Annotated in this window: 15 protein-coding genes; 6 read left to right on the plus strand and 9 right to left on the minus strand. The window is 67.8% G+C overall.

Annotated features, from left to right (window positions below; genetic code table 11):
- Positions 1-56: 56 nt before the first annotated feature.
- Positions 57-1,418 (minus strand): Hsp70 family protein, encoded by a 1,362-nt coding sequence (locus AC5P7R_RS09520; protein ID WP_019662134.1) that lies wholly within the window; start codon positions 1,416-1,418, stop codon positions 57-59.
- A 181-nt stretch (positions 1,419-1,599) separates the two neighbouring features.
- Here AC5P7R_RS09520 and AC5P7R_RS09525 point away from each other — a divergent pair, with 181 nt between their 5' ends.
- Positions 1,600-1,935 carry a zinc ribbon domain-containing protein YjdM gene (locus tag AC5P7R_RS09525; RefSeq protein WP_021204683.1) on the plus strand — a complete coding sequence of 112 codons (336 nt, stop codon included), beginning with the start codon at positions 1,600-1,602 and terminating at the stop codon, positions 1,933-1,935.
- A 6-nt stretch (positions 1,936-1,941) separates the two neighbouring features.
- On the opposite strand, the gene AC5P7R_RS09530 is transcribed toward AC5P7R_RS09525, so the two are convergent.
- Positions 1,942-3,096, minus strand: coding sequence for a tetratricopeptide repeat protein (locus AC5P7R_RS09530; protein ID WP_478435941.1), 1,155 nt, complete (start codon positions 3,094-3,096; stop codon positions 1,942-1,944).
- 228 nt (positions 3,097-3,324) lie between these two features.
- Between AC5P7R_RS09530 and AC5P7R_RS09535 the strand changes: the two genes are divergently transcribed.
- The 4 genes from AC5P7R_RS09535 to AC5P7R_RS09550 all read left to right on the plus strand — a co-directional run bounded on the left by AC5P7R_RS09535 (position 3,325) and on the right by AC5P7R_RS09550 (position 6,189).
- Positions 3,325-3,927, plus strand: coding sequence for an HD domain-containing protein (locus tag AC5P7R_RS09535; protein ID WP_478435940.1), 603 nt, complete (start codon positions 3,325-3,327; stop codon positions 3,925-3,927).
- Positions 3,928-3,976: 49 nt separating this feature from the next.
- Positions 3,977-4,150, plus strand: a complete 174-nt coding sequence (locus AC5P7R_RS09540) for an oxidoreductase-like domain-containing protein (protein WP_080241960.1) — start codon at positions 3,977-3,979, stop codon at positions 4,148-4,150.
- A complete protein-coding gene (locus tag AC5P7R_RS09545; RefSeq protein ID WP_021204686.1) occupies positions 4,147-4,764 on the plus strand; it encodes a DUF998 domain-containing protein in 618 nt (205 codons plus the stop codon). Before AC5P7R_RS09540 ends, AC5P7R_RS09545 begins: the two co-directional genes overlap by 4 nt.
- 78 nt (positions 4,765-4,842) lie before the next feature.
- The gene (locus AC5P7R_RS09550) at positions 4,843-6,189 is read left to right on the plus strand and encodes an AcvB/VirJ family lysyl-phosphatidylglycerol hydrolase (RefSeq protein WP_031270849.1); all 1,347 of its coding nucleotides are present in this window, start codon (positions 4,843-4,845) and stop codon (positions 6,187-6,189) included.
- A gap of 106 nt (positions 6,190-6,295) precedes the next feature.
- Here the strand turns inward: AC5P7R_RS09550 and mprF are convergent, their stop codons facing one another.
- Positions 6,296-8,860 (minus strand): bifunctional lysylphosphatidylglycerol flippase/synthetase MprF, encoded by a 2,565-nt coding sequence (gene mprF / locus AC5P7R_RS09555; protein WP_021204688.1) that lies wholly within the window; start codon positions 8,858-8,860, stop codon positions 6,296-6,298.
- Between the two features lie 192 nt (positions 8,861-9,052).
- Here mprF and AC5P7R_RS09560 point away from each other — a divergent pair, with 192 nt between their 5' ends.
- Positions 9,053-9,400: a RidA family protein gene (locus AC5P7R_RS09560; RefSeq protein ID WP_019662128.1), complete on the plus strand. Its 348-nt coding sequence runs from the start codon at positions 9,053-9,055 to the stop codon at positions 9,398-9,400.
- Positions 9,401-9,552: 152 nt separating this feature from the next.
- On the opposite strand, the gene rnfB is transcribed toward AC5P7R_RS09560, so the two are convergent.
- The 6 genes from rnfB to AC5P7R_RS09590 all read right to left on the minus strand — a co-directional run bounded on the left by rnfB (position 9,553) and on the right by AC5P7R_RS09590 (position 15,128).
- On the minus strand, positions 9,553-9,966 hold the full coding sequence (gene rnfB / locus AC5P7R_RS09565) for an Rnf electron transport complex subunit RnfB (RefSeq protein ID WP_021204689.1): 414 nt from the start codon (positions 9,964-9,966) through the stop codon (positions 9,553-9,555).
- 25 nt (positions 9,967-9,991) lie between these two features.
- Entirely contained in the window at positions 9,992-10,582 is a 591-nt protein-coding gene (locus tag AC5P7R_RS09570) for an HAD family hydrolase (protein WP_031270850.1), read from the minus strand.
- A gap of 75 nt (positions 10,583-10,657) precedes the next feature.
- Positions 10,658-12,733 carry a methionine--tRNA ligase gene (gene metG / locus AC5P7R_RS09575; protein WP_021204691.1) on the minus strand — a complete coding sequence of 692 codons (2,076 nt, stop codon included), beginning with the start codon at positions 12,731-12,733 and terminating at the stop codon, positions 10,658-10,660.
- Between the two features lie 102 nt (positions 12,734-12,835).
- The gene (locus AC5P7R_RS09580) at positions 12,836-13,279 is read right to left on the minus strand and encodes a DUF2147 domain-containing protein (protein WP_005410552.1); all 444 of its coding nucleotides are present in this window, start codon (positions 13,277-13,279) and stop codon (positions 12,836-12,838) included.
- A gap of 377 nt (positions 13,280-13,656) precedes the next feature.
- Positions 13,657-14,061, minus strand: a complete 405-nt coding sequence (gloA2, locus tag AC5P7R_RS09585) for an SMU1112c/YaeR family gloxylase I-like metalloprotein (protein WP_227852895.1) — start codon at positions 14,059-14,061, stop codon at positions 13,657-13,659.
- Positions 14,058-15,128 carry a serine hydrolase domain-containing protein gene (locus tag AC5P7R_RS09590; RefSeq protein WP_227854009.1) on the minus strand — a complete coding sequence of 357 codons (1,071 nt, stop codon included), beginning with the start codon at positions 15,126-15,128 and terminating at the stop codon, positions 14,058-14,060. The genes gloA2 and AC5P7R_RS09590 overlap by 4 nt, the downstream gene beginning before the upstream one ends.
- Positions 15,129-15,136 lie beyond the last annotated feature (8 nt).

Raw genomic sequence — 15,136 nt, forward strand, 5'->3', positions numbered from 1 at the left:
GAAGGTGCAGCGGGGTTCTAGCCGACCAAGAGTAACTTAGACCGCGTAACGTTTTGTTAATCCGGGCTGGCTGCCGCCAGTGCCAGGCCCTGGACCACGCCCAGCGAGGGCTCGCCGTGGACCATGCGGGCGCCCGGGAAGGCCTCGGCCACGGCCTGGCGCAGGTAGCCGGCGCGGGACATGCCGCCGGTCAGGAACACCGCATCCGGGTCGCCGCCAATGTCGCTGCGGACCTGGGCCAGCAGTTCCCGGATCTGTTCCAGGTAGCCGTGAGCGGCAGCGGCCAGGCCGGCGGCGCTGCTGTCGGCATGCAGGTCGCGGGCAATGTAGTCCAGCGTGCTGCGGTGCTCGCTGGCGGCACTGAGGGCGATCTTCGCGCGTTCCACATCGCGGTACAGGCGGGCGGTATTGCCGGTGTCCTGCAGGGCCTGCAGGCGCGCGCGCCACGGATCGTCGACGTGATCGTATTTGTGCTGGCGGAAGTCACGCTGGCGGGTCATGTCCTGCACCGTGGCCGCTTCCACGTAGTGGTGGGCGGGCACGCGGGTGATGCCGCGGCCGAACAGCGGCATGTAGCTGGACAGGCTCAGCGCCAGGTCGATGTCGGTACCGCCGCGGGCAATACCCCACGCGCGGTGGATGCGTGGCGCAGCATCGCCGCCGACTTCGGCATGCGCGATGTCGGTGGTACCGCCACCGATGTCGACGATCACCGCCTGGTGCCGCTCGCGGCTTTCGGCGTGGTAATGCATGGCCGCCGCGGCCGGTTCCTCGAGGAAATCGATCTGGTCGAAGCCGGCCTGGGTGGCGGCCTCGCGCAGGATGTCCAGCGCCTGGTCGTTGCCGGCCGCGCCGATCGAGCTGCGGAACTGCACCGGGCGGCCGAGCAGGGCGGCACGCAGCGGCTGGCCGAGCTGGGCGCTGGCAGTCAGGCGGATGTGCTCGAGGATGTGCGCGGCGATGCCGGTGATGGTCTGCTTGGCGCGCGGGTGCAGGTTGTAGCCGAGCATCGACTTCGGGCTCTGCACCAGGTTGCCTTCGTGTTCCTCGAAATAGGCTTCCAGCGCGTCATCGCCATAGACCGCGTTCTGCAGCAGGTCGCTGGCGCTGCGTTCCTTGCCGGCGCGCGCTTCCATCCACTCCCGTCGCAGTGCGCGCAGGGCTTCGCGGCGCAGTGCCTGTGGCGTGCGTTCCTGGCCGGCGGCGCGGGCCGCGCGCGCAGCGCTGTCGATCATCTGCTGCAGCTGGTGTTCCTGCCCATCATCGAGCTGGAAGTCATCCGGGTCGGGCACCACGCCGGGGAAGTACACGCTGGTGCGGAACTGTTCGGCGTCGCCGAAGCGGATCGGCAGCAGCTTTCCCTCATGCACGATGGCGGCGGCGGAGTTGCTGGTACCGAAGTCGATGCCGAGGCGCATGGGAAGTTCCGGGGTCGATCAGGGGCCGCGCACTCTGCTGCAGTTCGCCGCCGACTGCAAGTTCCGGGGGCGTGCCGTTGTGTGTCGGGCCAGGTGCGCAGCCCGGGGCCTGCCTGGAAAAGGGGCAGGGAAGCCAGGCGGTTACAATGGCGGCTGTTGATTCACTTTGAGGTACTTGCTGATGTCTTCTGCCCCCGCCTGCCCGCAGTGCACCCTGGAAAACACCTACGCCGATGGTGCGCTCTGGATCTGCGCCGACTGCGGCTTCGAATGGACCCCCGAAGAAAGCGCGGGCTCCACCCTGGTCGTGCGTGACAGCAACGGCAATACCCTGCAGGCCGGCGACACCGTCACCGTAATCAAGGACCTGAAAGTGAAGGGCTCCTCGATCCCGCTCAAGCAGGGCACCGTGATCCGCAACATCCGCTTGGTCGAAGATGATGCCGAGCACATCGAAGGCAACTCGGACAAGATCAAGGGCCTGGTCCTGAAGACCTGCTTCCTCAAGAAGGCCTGATCGCCTTCAGCGCCTGGCCTGCTGCTGCGCGCGCCAGCGGGCCAGGCTGTCCAGCTTGGCCTGGTAGCGCGCCTGCTCCGGCGCGCCCCCCAGTTCCCGTGCACGCAGCAGTTCACGATCGGCGCGCTTGAGCTGGCCAGCCAGGAAATAGGCGCGTGCCAGCCCGAAGTGGAACTGATGCGCGGTGTCGTACAGGCGCACGGCCTGCCGGTAATGGCGGATCGCCTCGTCCAGTTGGCCGGCGCGTTCGGCCTTGGCGCCGAACATGTACTGCGCGAACGGGTCTTCGCGCTGCACCGACTTCAGCCGGCGCTCAAGTGACTGCGCCTGTGCGGTCAAGCCCAGGCTGCGGAACAGCGCAGAGGCATTGGTCAGTGCGGCATCCTGGCGGCCGTCCAGCTGCAGCGATCGGTCCAGCGCCTGCCGCGCCGCCTCGGTGTTGCCTTCGCGGTGGGCGAGTACGCCGAGGTTGTTCCACACCGGAGCGAACCCGCTGTCTTGGCCCAGGGAAGCGTCGAAGAACGCACGCGCGCCGCCGAAGTCACCGTCGGCGAGGCGCTCCGCACCCCGGTTGTTGTAGAAATGCGCCAATGCCCGCGCACGGCTGACCGGAACCGGCCCACGGCGGTCATAGAGCACGTTGCGATCCAGATCGACGGTACCGAAACGCCCGCCGACGTCGACACCGGCGTTGACGTGGCCGACGCTGTAGACCACGCCCGCGTCCTGGTCCTGGTACCAGGACACTACCTGCCCCACTTCCTGCACGCGCGCCTGGATGCCCGCCTCCCGCGCAAGCGTCACGAACAGCAGGGTGAAGGCCAGGCAGTTGGCGCGGCGGTGCTGCCAGATATCGCTGACGGTGTAGGTCGCATTGGCGTCGTACTGCAGGTCCAGCCCGTGCTGGCCGAAGATCATCTCGACGAGCGCCTGCAACCGCTGGTCGCGGGAGTAGCTGCGCTGGATCACCTGCTTCTGGAGCATCGCACGCAGGTCTGCGGGAATGGCGAACACTTCTTCCGGGGTCGGCACGCGTACGGCTGACACGGTGATGGTCGGGGTCGTCACCACATCGGCGGGCGGTGCCTGGCCTGCGCCGAAGGCAGGAGCACAGAAGGCCAGCAGGAAAAGGGTGAGGCAATGGGCGGCAGAACGGTACATGACGGTTCCCGGCAGCGGCGGGCGCTCCCGCCTGTGGCGAGTGTATTCCCATGGATGTCAGGCTGCAGCGACCGTTGGTCGGCGCCGCGGTCATCCACAACCGATGTGGACCAGCGCTCGACAAAGCTGTGGACAACTGGCTCCGGGCCCCGCCCGGCAAGCGTTGTGAGTGCGTGGTGAAAAAACCGCCAGCTTGCCCGGCGCCGGCACAGGCGGGATGATCCGGGCATGGACTTCTCACCGCTGACGCTTGCCCCGGCGCAGTGGCAGGCGCTGCAGGACAGCTATGCAACGCCGCCACGGGCCTACCACCACTTCGGCCATGTACGCGCCGTGCTGCAGCACTGCCAGGAGGTGGCCGACGGCCCTAGCTGGACCCAGCCGGCCGAGATCTATCTGGCCGTGCTCTACCACGATGCGATCTACCACGCGGGGCGCAAGGACAACGAGGCCCGTTCGGCGCAGCTGGCCCTGCAGGCGATCGCACAGGCACCGGAGCTGGCCGCAGTGGATGCCGCACGCGTCGGGCAGTTGATCCTGCTGACCGCCCGCCATGGTGAGCTGGGTCCGCAGGATGTGGATGCCGAGGCGGCGCTGTTCCTGGACTGCGACATGGCGATCCTGGCCGCGCCGGAGCCGGTGTTTGCCGCCTATGACCGTGGCGTGGCCGACGAATACAAGGGCGTGGTGCCGGGCTTCCTGTACCGCGCCGGCCGCCGTCGGTTCCTGCAGGGCCTGCTGCGGGCGCCGCGGATTTTCCTCAGTGACTTCTTCCACCAACGGCTGGATGCGGCCGCTCGGGAGAACCTGCGCCGACAGCTGGCCCGCTGAGCCAGCCCGGTACACTGGGGCCTGCTTCCACTGATCGTCGCTTCCGACCGTGTCCGTCCCTGATCCCGATCCACGCCCGCTACCACCGGAAGAACCCGGTCCCAACGAATGCTGCGGCAGCGGCTGCCCGCTGTGCGTGCTGGACCTGTACTCCGAGGAGCTGCAGCGTTACCGCAAGGCGTTGGCCGAATGGAAGACGCGGCATCCTGAGGACGCAGCATGAGCCGTGCGCGTCCGGTGGCGGTGCTGGCACTGGTGGCGCTGCTGCTGTTCGTGGCAACCGCGCTGTGGACCCAGGTTGCGCGCAGTGATCTGGACTGGGTGCGGGCGACGTTGAGCCTGTATCTGCACGGGCCGTGGGGGCTGGCGTTGCGCGCTGCCTACTGCGTGCTGGCGCTGGCCATTGCGGCACTCGGCGTTGCGCTGTATCGCGGCAGCATCGGCCCACGGAGCAGTGCGGCCGCACCGCTGTTGTTCACGGTTTCCGCCCTGGGCCTGGCGACGGTGGCGATCGGCGACAGTTGGCTGCCTGAAGCGACCCCGTTGCTGGCGCCGTTCATCCACGGGCTGGCAGCCAACACGGCGTTCCTGTGTGCCAGCGTCGGCATGCTGCTGCAGGCGTGGTACCTGCGCCGGGAACCGGGTTGGCAGCCCGCCGCTGACCTGCTCTGGGGCTGGGCATGGCTGGCCTTCGTGCTGCTGTGGCTGCACGTGCTGTGGCGCGCTGGGCCACCGCGCGGGCTCGGACAGAAAGTGGTGATCGCAGTGATCGTCGGCTGGCTTCTGTACCTGGCGACGGCCCTGTACCGTCGCAGCCGCCAGGCCGCGGCCGACTGAATCCCCAACGGCCTGCGCCGGTACGTGCCGTGCACGCGGCGGCGGCGTATCGTGTGCGCATTCGATCGGGGATGCGACATGAAGCGTGCAGGGCTGGGCAGGGCAATGGGTGTGGTATTGGCGCTGGCCACGCTGCCGGCAACGGCGGCGGTGACCCCGCAGCAGTTCAGCCATGGGCGGTTCGAGCAGATTCCGGTGCATATGCCGGCCGGCACGCCGCAACGGGTGGTGATCTGGTTCCACGAACCCACTGCCGGCGGTGACACCAGCCGCCTGCCGATCGAGGCCCTGCGTGCCGACGGCGCGCTGGTGGCGGCAGTGGACATTGCGCATCTGCGCGGTGTGCTCAAGCGCGAGGGTGACCCGACCTGTTCGTTCGGTTCCGGTGACGTCGAGAATTTCTCGCGCTGGCTGCAGGCCTCGCTGCATCTGCCCGGCTACCACCTGCCGCTGGTCGGCGGTGATGGCGAAGGTGCCGAAATGGCCTACGCGCTGGCAGCGCAGGCCGACACCCAGGTTTTCGCCGGTGTGCTGACCACCGGCTTCTGCCCGGACCACAGCCACCAGCGCATGGTCTGCGGCGATGGCGTGAAGCGCGACAGGCTGCAGCCGGCCGAACTGAATTTTCCGTGGTTGAGTGCGGCAGGTGACAACGGCTGCAGGGCGGGCCAGGCCAGCCGGTTCGTACAGCAGGTGGCCATGGCGCGTGAGTTCAAGCGCACTGCGCGCGGTGATGCATCACCGGGCCTGGTGGCGGCGGCGCGGGTGATTGGCGCGCAGGCCGGCGTCAGCCTGGCACCGCCGCCTGCTGCACTGAAGGGCCTGCCGGTGGTGGAAATGCCGGCGGCCACCAGCGGCGATACGCTGGCGGTGTTCGTCTCCGGTGACGGTGGCTGGGCGGGCCTGGACAAGAACGTGGCGTCGTCACTCAACGCGCATGGCGTGGCGGTGGTGGGCATCGACTCGCTGCGCTACTTCTGGAGCCAGCGCACACCTAAGGGCTTTGCCGGCGACCTGCAGAAGATCATCGACCACTACCGCCAGCAGTGGCACCGAGACAAGGTGATGCTGATTGGTTTCTCGCAGGGTGCCGATGTGTTGCCTGCCACCATCAACCAGCTCGATGCCGGTACCCGTGAGGGGCTGGAGCGCATCGTGCTGCTATCGGTGGGCAGGAAGGCCGACTTCGAATTCCATGTCAGCAACTGGCTGGGCGGTGGCGGCGATGGCTTGCCGATCGCCCCGGAAGTGGCCAGGCTGCCGGCAGAAAAAACGCTGTGCGTGTTCGGCGACAAGGATGAGGACGCATTGTGCCCGGACCTGCCGGCCAATGACGGGGTGAGGAAGGTGAAGCTGCCGGGTGATCACCATTTCGGGGGGGACTACGATCGCTTGGCCGAAGTGATCCTCAAGGGCGGTATGTAGCGCTTGGCAGGCGCCGACCTTGGTCGGCGCTGGGGTTGCATGTCGACCAAGGTCGACACCTACCGAGCAGCGGGTAGCGTCGAGCCATGCCCGACGCATCGCGGCTTCAGTTCCGCCGCGGATCCAGCGAGATCAGGCGCGTGGCATCCAGCAGCGCGGCCGGCAGATGCATGCCGCCGGGCGCCGCGAGATAGCGTGGCCGCCACTGCGGATCGAACTTCGACTTGAAGCGGCGCAGGCCACTGAAGCCATAGAAGCGTTCGCCATGCCGCGCCAGCAGGCCGGCCAGGCGGTTCCAGCGACCGGCCAGCCGATGCTGGGCCAGCCCGGACAACGGCGCCATGCCCAGCGAGAACCGCGCATAGCCCTGCGCGCGGCCCCACAGGAACAATTCGATGAAGAGAAAGTCCATCGTCCCCTTCGGCGCTTCGTTGACGTGGCGCATCAGGTCCACCGACAGCTCGGCACCGGCCGGTGCCTGCCACAGGTTGGCGAATGCCACGATCTGGCCCTCGGCTTCGACCAGTGCCACCGGGAAGCGCACCAGGTAATCCGGGTCGTAGCTGCCCAGCGAAAAGCCCTTCTCATCGCCGGCCTTGTCCTCCAGCCATGCGTTGGAGATCGCATGCAGACGTGGCAGCAGGCCGGGAACCTCCTCCTCCGGTGCCACGCGGAACGACAGGCCGCCGCGCCTGCCGCGGTTCCAGGCTTGGCGCAGATCGGCGCGTTCGCGGCCTTCCAGCCCGAAATCGTGCAGCGGCACGATCGCTTCCTCGCCCAGCTTGACCAGGCCCAGGCCGAGGTCGAGATAGGTCTGCCAGTAGGTCTCGCCCACCTGGTAGAACACCGGGCGCAGGCCGAGCCGGTCGGCTTCTTCGCGGAAGCGCCAGATGAGTGCACGGGCCACGTCCGGCGGGCCGACCGGATCACCCATCGCGATCAGCGAACCGCCATAGCGCTGCATCATCACGAAGCCCTGTTTCGCATCATCGCGCAGCACCGCCTTGTCGGCGGTCAGTACCAAGCAGGCCTGGGTATCGGTGGCCCCGGCCAGCACCGGTGCCAGCGACTGCAACGTGGCCTCGTCAGCGGCCGGCAGCGGGCTGCGCGTACTGTGCAGCAGGCGGGCCAGGCCGAACATCACCAGCGCGATCGCCACCACCAGCAACGCACGCAGCGCGCGCGGTGCGTTGCCGGACAACGCGAACTGCCACCACAGCTCGTTCTGGTATTCGACATGGCTGTAGGTGAAGAACAGCAGCCAGGTGACGGCGACCAGCACCAGACCCAGATTGCGCAGCCACGGCCACGACCAGGCTTCATCCAGCAGCGCGCCCTGGCGGTAGAACTCGCGGCGTGCAGCCCACAAGGCCATCGCCACCAGCACCGCCGAGACGGCGATCAATGGTTGCCCGCCGCGCAGCCACAGCGGCAACGGGGTGACAACGCACACCGCCATCGCCAGCATCCACGCGGCGTGGCTGCGCCGGGCCAGGCCCTGGCCGATCAGCAGCAGCGCGACGCCACTGAGGCTGCCGATCAGGTGTGAGGTTTCCAAAATCGGCAGCGAGGCGTTCACCAGGTGACGGCGTGGCGTCGGCAGCGTGCCGTCGATGACCAGCGCGGCGCCGATGCTGAACACCGCCAGCGCGATGATCTGCGGCAGCCACGGGCGCAGCGCGTTCCAGCCGGCACGGGTTGCCCCTGCGCTGGCCTGCAGCGGCTGACGCAGGGCCGGCGCAAGGGCGAGCAGGGTGGCCAGCACCAGCGGCAGCACGTAGTAGGTGACGCGGTAGATCAGTGCTGCCGCCAGCACCGCTGCCGGTGCCACCTGCGGCAACAGCTTCAGCAGGCTCCACTCGAACACACCCAGGCCTGCGGGCACGGTGGAGACCAGGCCGGCCAGCACTGCCACCAGGTAGAGGCCGACGAAGCCCGGCAGGCCGGTTGGCGTGGAGTCCGGCAGCAGCACGTAGAACGCGGCACTGGCCAGCACCAGCTCGACGACGCTGAGTACGGTGACACCGATCATGGTGCGGCGATCGGGCAGCCACAAGGCGTGACCGAGCACACTGAACTGCCGTCCGTCGCGGCCGACCAGCAGCACGGTGCCGAGATAGGCGAGCAGGGCAACGATGCCGACGATGCGCACGGCATCGGGATTCAATGGCAATGCCAACGCTGCCGCGGCGGGTTCCATGCATAGGGCCACGCTGATCAACAGCCATGCACCGAATACGAAACCGAGCGTGCTCATCAGCACCACCTGGCCGATCTGCGCCAGATCCAGGCCGGCGCCGCGGTAGCCGCGCAGGCGCACCGCGCCACCGGTCAACGCGGCAAAGCCCACGGTCTGGCCCAACGTGTGCGCAAGGAACGCGGTGATGCCGACGCGCGCGGGGTGCACGCGGATGCCGCTGCGACGCAGGCCGATGGCATCGAAGCCGATCAGGCAGGCGTAACTGGCCAGGCCGAGTACCACGGTGAGCGCGATCTGCGTGCCGCTGAGCTGCCGGAACGCCTGGCGGATCGCACGATAGCCGTGCTCGTCGAACTCATTGGCCAGGCCGTGCAGGGCCAGGGCGAGGATCAGCAGCGGGATGACGATGGTGGCAACCCGCTTCCAGGTTGGCGTGGAAGGGGCAGTGGTGGAATCGACGGGGGCGGTCATCGGCGCAAGGGTGCGGCAGGAGGGGCGAGGGCGGTGTCAACGCGGGCGTGGCGCATCGTGCGCCTGTCATCGTCATTTGACCAGTGGGACCGTCGGAGCCCGGTAATGACGTATCGCGGAGGGCACCCGTGCACCCACCGTCGACCGGTTTGGAGGACAATGCAGGCCTGATCAACCGCAGGAGCCACGCCCATGATGGAGCGTTACGACGTCGGACCGCGCATGTCCGAAATGACCGTATACAACAAGGTCGCCTACCTCTCCGGCCAGATTCCGGAGGACACCAGCCAGGACATCACCGGCCAGACCCGGCAGGTGCTGGCGGAGATCGACAAGCTGCTGGCGCTGGTCGCCAGTGACCGCCAGCACGTGCTGCGTGCGGAGATCTTCCTGGCCGACATGGCCGACTTCGACGGCATGAACAAGGCATGGGACGAATGGGTGGTTGAAGGCGCGACCCCGGCACGTGCCACGGTCGAGGCCAAGCTGGCCCACGCCGACTGGAAGGTCGAGATCGTGGTGACGGCGGCAGTACCGTAACGGCAGGCAAGGTCACCTCCCACCAGGGAGGGGGTAGAGTCGACTGTTGGCCGACTATCGCACGCAGCGCGCGGTTTTGCGCCGCCGGAACGAAGAGCAGTCGACTAGCAGTCGACTCTACCCCGCCGCTCCACTGCCGGTTGGTCCGGTGGCTACGCTGGCACCAGCTCGATGCAGTCCACCGGGCATGGCGGGATGCACAGCTCGCAGCCGGTGCACAGGTCGGCGATGACCGTGTGCATGTACTTGGCGCCACCGACGATGGCATCCACCGGGCAGGCCTGGATGCATTTGGTACAGCCGATGCAGTCGGCTTCGACGATCACTGCCACCTGCGGTGCCTTGTACTCGCCGCGCGAACGATCGAACGGAATCGCCGGTACGCCCAGCACCTGCGCCAGCGCACGCGCACCGGCATCTCCGCCCGGCGGGCAGCGGTCCACGCCCGCGTCGCCGCGCGCCATGGCCTGAGCATACGGGCGGCAGCCATCGTAGCCGCATTGCCCGCATTGGGTCTGCGGCAGCAGGCGGTCGAGGCGTTCGGTCAGGGGCGGAATCAGGCTCATGCGTGGCGAAGGCTGCGCGTCAAGTTCACTTCAAGGGTTTCCCACGGAACCAGCGCTCGTGGGCCAGCGCCAGCATCGGCCTGTCTTCGGCACTGTCACCGTAGGCATGGATGCGCACGTAGCGCGACAGATCGAACCGGCGTCGAATGTGCTCGGCCTTGCGCGGGCCGCAGTCGCCGCCGACGTAACGGCCGGTCAGGCGTCCGTCCCGGCTCTCCAACCGGTTGCAGATCAGCTGCAGGCCCAGCTGCTCGCACCATGGCTGCAGGTACAGGTCCAGCGAACCGGACACGATCACCACGGTGTGCTGCTGTTCCTTGTGCCAGCGGATCTGCTCCAGCATTTCCGGGCGTACCACGTCGGGCAGGAACTCACGCGAGAAGCCGGCCGCCAGCGTGGCGATGTCATCGCTGTGGCGGTCACTGAAGGTCAAACGGGTGACGCGTGCGCGGATGCGTTCGGCCGAGATCAGTTTCAGCCTGTACGCAGCCAGCCACGGGCCGACCTTCCACCACGCCTGCGCCAGCTGTTCGGCGGTGGCCACGCGGCGCAGGAAGCGGCCATAGGTATCGCAGGTGGTCACGGTGTGGTCGAAGTCGAACAGCGCCAGTTCCATTCCGTTGCCTCCCATCGCGTGCCCCGTGGCCGGTGCTGCCGGCGGGCGCGGCGGTGGCCGCGCCCGCTGCAGGCATCAGCGCACCGGCATGCCCGGCTGCGCGCCGCTGTCGGCGTCCAGCAGCGCCAGCGCGCCACCGTCGAAACCGGCCGACAGGATCATGCCTTCGCTCAGGCCGAAGCGCATCTTGCGCGGGGCCAGGTTGGCGATGAACACCACGTTGCGGCCCACCAGCTGCTCCGGCTCGCCGTAGCTGCCACGAATGCCGGAGAAGATCTGGCGCTTGCCCAGTTCACCTGCGTCCAGTTCGAAGCGCAGCAGCTTGTCCGAGCCTTCCACGAACTCGCACACCAGCACCTTGCCGATACGCAGGTCGAGCTTGGCGAAATCGTCGATGCCGATGTAGGCCGGAGCATCGGCGCTCTTTGCTTCGTCCTTGGCCGGGGCGGCCGGCTTGACCGCTTCGGTCCTGGCGGCGGGGGCGGCGGCAGCGGCCGGCTGCAGGGTGTCCTTGGAGGCGTCGATCATGGCGTCAATCTTCTTCGGGTCGATACGGGTGAACAGCGGGGTGTAGTCGGCGATGCGGTGATCCAGCAGCGGCTGCGCCAGCTCGGTCCAGTCGTTCACCGGCGCGGCCAGGAAGGCCTCGGCCTGCGCGGCGGTGGCCGGCAGCACCGGCTTCAGTGCGGTGACGAGCACGCGGAACAGGTTCAGGCCCTGGCTGCACACGGCCTGCAGCTGCGCGTCGGCGCCTTCCTGCTTGGCGATGACCCATGGCTTGACGTCATCGATGTAGCGGTTGGCTTCGTCGGCCAGGGCCATGGTCAGGCGGATCGCCGCAGCCGGGTCGTTGCGCTCGTAGGCTTCACGGATCGGTGCCAGGCCGTCGACGAAGCGCTGGTACTGCGCGGCATCAGGCAGCTGCGCGGCCAGCTGGCCTTCGAAGCGCTTGCTGATGAAGCCGGCGCAGCGGCTGGCCAGGTTGACGAACTTGCCCACCAGGTCGGCGTTGACGCGGGCGATGAAGTCACCCAGGTTCAGGTCGAGATCGTCGACGCCACCGCTGGACTTGGCGGCGTAGTAGTAGCGCAGTGCCTCCGGTTCCAGGCCCGCGTCGAGGAAGGTACGGGCCATCACGAAGGTGCCGCGCGACTTGCTCATCTTGGCGCCGTCCACGGTCAGGTAGCCGTTCACGTGCAGGCGCGTCGGCGCACGATGGCCGGTGCCATGCAGCACGGCCGGCCAGAACAGGCCGTGGAAATTGACGATGTCCTTGCCGATGAAATGGTGCAGCTCGGTGGCGGTGCCGGCGCGCAGGTGCGCGTCGAAGTCCTCGCCGATCCTGCCGCACAGGGTCTGGAAGCTGGACAGGTAGCCGATCGGCGCGTCCAGCCAGACGTAGAAGTACTTGCCCGGCTGGCCGGGAATCTGGAACCCGAAATACGGTGCATCGCGCGAGATGTCCCACGCGCGCAGGCCACCTTCGGCATTGAGCCACTCACCGAGCTTGGCCTTCACCCCCGGCAGGGCGACGTCGCCGGCCAGCCATTCGCGCAGGAACGCATCGAAGTGGCCCACCTCGAAGAAGAAGTGTTCCGAATCGCGCATTTCCGGCGTGGCACCGGAGATGACCGAACGCGGCTCCTTCAGGTCGGTCGGCGCATAGGTGGCGCCGCACACTTCGCAGTTGTCGCCGTACTGGTCGGGGCTGCCGCAGTTCGGGCAGATGCCCTTGACGTAGCGATCGGGCAGGAACATGCCCTTGGCCGGGTCGTAGAACTGCGCCACCGAACGGCGGCTGATGTGGCCGGCTGCCTCCAGCTTCAGGTAGAACTGCTCGGTCAGCGCCTTGTTGGCCGCCGAGTTGGTGGAGTCGTAGTGGTCGAAGGCGACGCCGAAGGCGGCGAAGTCACGTTCGTGACTGGCCTGGATGTTGGCAATGAAGGTTTCCGGGGTGACCCCGGCCTTTTCCGCGGCCAGCATGATCGGCGTGCCGTGGGTGTCGTCGGCGCACACGAACCAGGCCCTGCCGCCGCTCATTCGCCGCGCACGCACCCAGATGTCGGCCTGGATGTAGCCGACCAGGTGGCCCAGGTGCAGCGGGCCGTTGGCGTAGGGCAGAGCGGTGGTGACGAGCGCGGTACGGGTCATGGTCGCGGGGTGAAGCCGAGGGGAACCGCAGAGTATCGCATGCCCGCAACGAGGTGACCCGGCCGGGGCCGGGTCACGGGGTTCAAGCGGGGGCCAAGGCGCTTATTCGCGCTGCCAGGTCTGCGCGCGGCAGATGAAGGCGATGCAGCCGGACACGTCCAGCCGGGTGCCGCCGGGCTGCAGTTCCATCTTCGACTTGTAGGTCTTGCCATTGGCCGGATCGAGGATGGTGCCGCCGGACCACTTGTTGGCGCCGTCGGCCTTCAGGTTCCAGAGGATGGTCATGCCCTTCACCGGCTTGTTCCTGTTGGCGCCTTCACAGCCGTCACAGACCGGGTTCGGGCCCTTGTCCGAGTGCAGGATGTCGACCACCTTGCCGGTCAGGGTGCCGTTGGCGGCCTGGGTGATCTCGACGATCGACTTCACCTTGCCGGTCTTGTCGTCGATGGTCTTCCAGCGGCCTGCGGCGCCATCGGCGGCCTGCGCCGAGAGCGCGGCCAGGCACAGCGGCAGTGCCAGCAGCAGGGTCTTGAAGGTCTTGCGCATGGTCCCCTCCCAGGGTTCATTCCGGCACGGTGCCGGCATGGGTCGACTGTATACCCATTCGGCGGGGTATGGGGAAGGGGGGCTTTGCAGGGCTGCGCCCTGCACCCGCAGAGGCAACGGCAACAGCCGAAGCAAGCGCAACAGCGAGCTATCCGTGGGATGGCGGGGCGGTGTGGGTGGGCAGGACACGCCGTAAACCCATCCATGGGGGCTCGATGGCGCCATCCATGGCGCCAACGGTCCTGCCCATCCACACCGCCCCACCTCTGACAGATTCCTGCGATCTGCCGGAATGGAACGGCCTGCTCTTGGTGGGTGTCGACCTTGGTCGACACGTAGATCCATGCCATGCATGGATGAATCACGATTGAAAACGCTCAATCGACTTCGTACAGCTCCAGCGGCAGGCCATCCGGATCGGCGAAGAAGGTGAAGCGGCGGCCGGTGTACTCGTCCACGCGGACCGGTTCGCAGGCGACGCCATGCGCGGCCAGGCGCTGGATGAAGGGTTCCAGTACAGCCACCCGGAACGCGAGGTGGCGCAGGCCCTGGGCTTCGGGGCGGCTGGGGCGCGGTGGTGGTGAGGGGAAGGAGAACAGCTCCAGCTGGCCGCCGTCGGGCAGGGCCAGGTCCAGTTTCCAGGAATCGCGCGCAGCGCGGTGGTTCTCGGCCAGCACGCGCAGGCCGAGGATGCGCACGTAGAAGTCCTTCGAGCGTGCGTAGTCGCTGCAGATCAGTGCGGCGTGGTGGATGCCCAGCAGGGCGTCGGAACCGGTGTTCATTGCAGAGTGTCCAGCCAGCGCTGGGCGATCTTCTGCGCCAGCGGGTACGGTTCGGGATCGTTGCGGTTGGTCAGCACGATCACGGTCAGGTGCTTTTCCGGGTGGCGCACGATCACGTTGCGGAAGCCGATGCTCTCGCCGCTGTGCCATTGCACCGGGCCGTTCAGGCGCCAGCCGAAACCGTAATGCGGCACGTCCGGTTCCGATGTGGCCGTGGCCGGGCTGAACATCGCGCGGCGCGAAGCCTTCGACAGCAGCCGGTCGTCATACAGCGCGGCGTCCCAGCGGGCGAGATCGTCCAGCGAGGAATAGATGCCGCCATCGCCGAGCACGGCGCTGGTGGTGCTCTGGTCGGTGTGCTGCCAGCGGCCGTCGATCCGGCTGTAGCCATAGGCGCGCGCGGCGACCGTGTCCACGCCGTCCTGGTGGGCCACGGTATGCGCCATGCCAAGCGGGCGGAAGATGCGTTGCTGCAGGAAGGTGGCGAAATCCTGGCCGGACGCGCGGCCGACGATCAGGGCCAGCAGCGCGTAGCCGCTGTTGCTGTAGCGGTACTGCGTGCCGGGTGCGAAATTCAGGCGGTCCTCGCGCGACAGCAGGGTCAGCACGTCGGCGTCATGCACCTGCCGCGTGTCAGCCGGGTCCATCAGGTCTTCGTAATCGAGCAGGCCGCTGGTGTGCGAGAGCAGTTGGCGGATCGTGATGGCCGCTGCAGCCGGCGGCAGTTCGGGCAGCCACTGTCGTGCAGGCTGATTCAACCCCAGCCGTCCATCCTCCACCAGCAGCAGCACCGCCGCAGCGGTGAACTGCTTGCTGACCGAGGCCAGCCGGAAGTTGCTGGCGGCAGTGACCGCAGTACCGTCCTCCACCACTGCCAGGCCGTAGCCACGGCGGAACACCGGCTGCCCGTCATGCAGCACCAGCACGGCGGCGCCGGGCACCCGGCCATCGTAGGCCTGCATCAGGCCGTCGATGCCCGCATCCGGTGGGGTCAGCACCGGCGCGGCGGAGCCCGCCACTGGCAGCAGGCCCAGCACGACGGCGAACAGGGCGACGGCAGGGCGCATGGCGGCTC

The sequence above is a fragment of the Stenotrophomonas sp. YJH_SMC_27 genome, assembly GCF_059369815.1.

Coding starts and splice junctions, on each gene's coding strand:
- AC5P7R_RS09520 (WP_019662134.1), bottom strand. CDS start 1,418: ATGCGCCTCGGCATCGACTTCGGTACCAGCAACTCCGCCGCCGCCATC.
- AC5P7R_RS09525 (WP_021204683.1), top strand. CDS start 1,600: ATGTCTTCTGCCCCCGCCTGCCCGCAGTGCACCCTGGAAAACACCTAC.
- AC5P7R_RS09530 (WP_478435941.1), bottom strand. CDS start 3,096: ATGTACCGTTCTGCCGCCCATTGCCTCACCCTTTTCCTGCTGGCCTTC.
- AC5P7R_RS09535 (WP_478435940.1), top strand. CDS start 3,325: ATGGACTTCTCACCGCTGACGCTTGCCCCGGCGCAGTGGCAGGCGCTG.
- AC5P7R_RS09545 (WP_021204686.1), top strand. CDS start 4,147: ATGAGCCGTGCGCGTCCGGTGGCGGTGCTGGCACTGGTGGCGCTGCTG.
- AC5P7R_RS09550 (WP_031270849.1), top strand. CDS start 4,843: ATGAAGCGTGCAGGGCTGGGCAGGGCAATGGGTGTGGTATTGGCGCTG.
- mprF (WP_021204688.1), bottom strand. CDS start 8,860: ATGACCGCCCCCGTCGATTCCACCACTGCCCCTTCCACGCCAACCTGG.
- AC5P7R_RS09560 (WP_019662128.1), top strand. CDS start 9,053: ATGATGGAGCGTTACGACGTCGGACCGCGCATGTCCGAAATGACCGTA.
- rnfB (WP_021204689.1), bottom strand. CDS start 9,966: ATGAGCCTGATTCCGCCCCTGACCGAACGCCTCGACCGCCTGCTGCCG.
- AC5P7R_RS09570 (WP_031270850.1), bottom strand. CDS start 10,582: ATGGAACTGGCGCTGTTCGACTTCGACCACACCGTGACCACCTGCGAT.
- metG (WP_021204691.1), bottom strand. CDS start 12,733: ATGACCCGTACCGCGCTCGTCACCACCGCTCTGCCCTACGCCAACGGC.
- AC5P7R_RS09580 (WP_005410552.1), bottom strand. CDS start 13,279: ATGCGCAAGACCTTCAAGACCCTGCTGCTGGCACTGCCGCTGTGCCTG.
- gloA2 (WP_227852895.1), bottom strand. CDS start 14,061: ATGAACACCGGTTCCGACGCCCTGCTGGGCATCCACCACGCCGCACTG.
- AC5P7R_RS09590 (WP_227854009.1), bottom strand. CDS start 15,128: ATGCGCCCTGCCGTCGCCCTGTTCGCCGTCGTGCTGGGCCTGCTGCCA.